This window comes from Synechococcus sp. H55.10 (assembly GCF_047502715.1).
GTDB lineage: Bacteria > Cyanobacteriota > Cyanobacteriia > Thermostichales > Thermostichaceae > Thermostichus.
Window position 1 is genome coordinate 1 of sequence record NZ_JANSJJ010000147.1, and the last position, 738, is coordinate 738.

At 53.5% G+C, this 738-nt stretch carries 1 protein-coding gene; it reads left to right on the top strand.

All coding sequences use genetic code 11. The annotated features are described in order from the left end of the window. Positions 1-284 precede the first annotated feature (284 nt). Positions 285-548, top strand: a complete 264-nt coding sequence (locus NW858_RS09415) for a hypothetical protein (RefSeq protein WP_414364838.1) — start codon at positions 285-287, stop codon at positions 546-548. The last annotated feature ends 190 nt before the right edge of the window (positions 549-738 follow it).

Below are 738 nucleotides of genomic sequence, written 5' to 3' on the forward strand. Positions count from 1 at the left end.
AGGTAACTGCGCAAGGCTGTATCGCTAATGCCGGCCCGTCGCCCAAACGCATAAATGGCCTCATTGCCGATCACCTGTCGCAAACGGGCAGCAAAGGAGGAATCAGAGGAGGTGGACATCGGCTTAACACTACAGGTTGTGTACAACTAAATTTCTACCACTATATATTGACAAGTCAACCCCCGTGAGAGGTGGGGGATAGTGTTTATGCTGAGTTGGAGGGAAGAGGGCAGAGTTTCCAGTAGTAGGATCTGAGAGGCTCAACTTGTTCTGGCTTGATCCCTATGACCGTCTCAGACTGGAAGCGCTGGCTGGATCATTTTCTCATTGCCCTAGTCTTTCTGGTGTTTGCCGGCTTTGTCTGGTTTGTCTTCTCGGTAACGGGAGCTTTCATTGGGATCCCGCTGGGCTACAAACTTTGGCTGCGGCTGTGGTTGCCTCTGTTCCAGCCAGCGCTGGGGATCCTTATGGCTGGAGCCCTGCTGAGCGGGGTGTGGGGTTGGCTGGAGAAACGCCACTCCTGCAATCGAGACCATCAGCAGAACTAAAGATTGGGCAGCGCCAGGAGGCTCCAGACTGGCTCTATACTGAAAACGTATCTAAATGTTGAGCACCGGAGGCGGTCTGGCGTCGTGTTTGTCTTATCCGGCTACGAGTATTTGCTGGGTTTTGTGTTCGGGTGTGCCTGTGTGTTTTACACAAATCCGCGCCCACGCGCCCGGACTAGATGTAGGATGG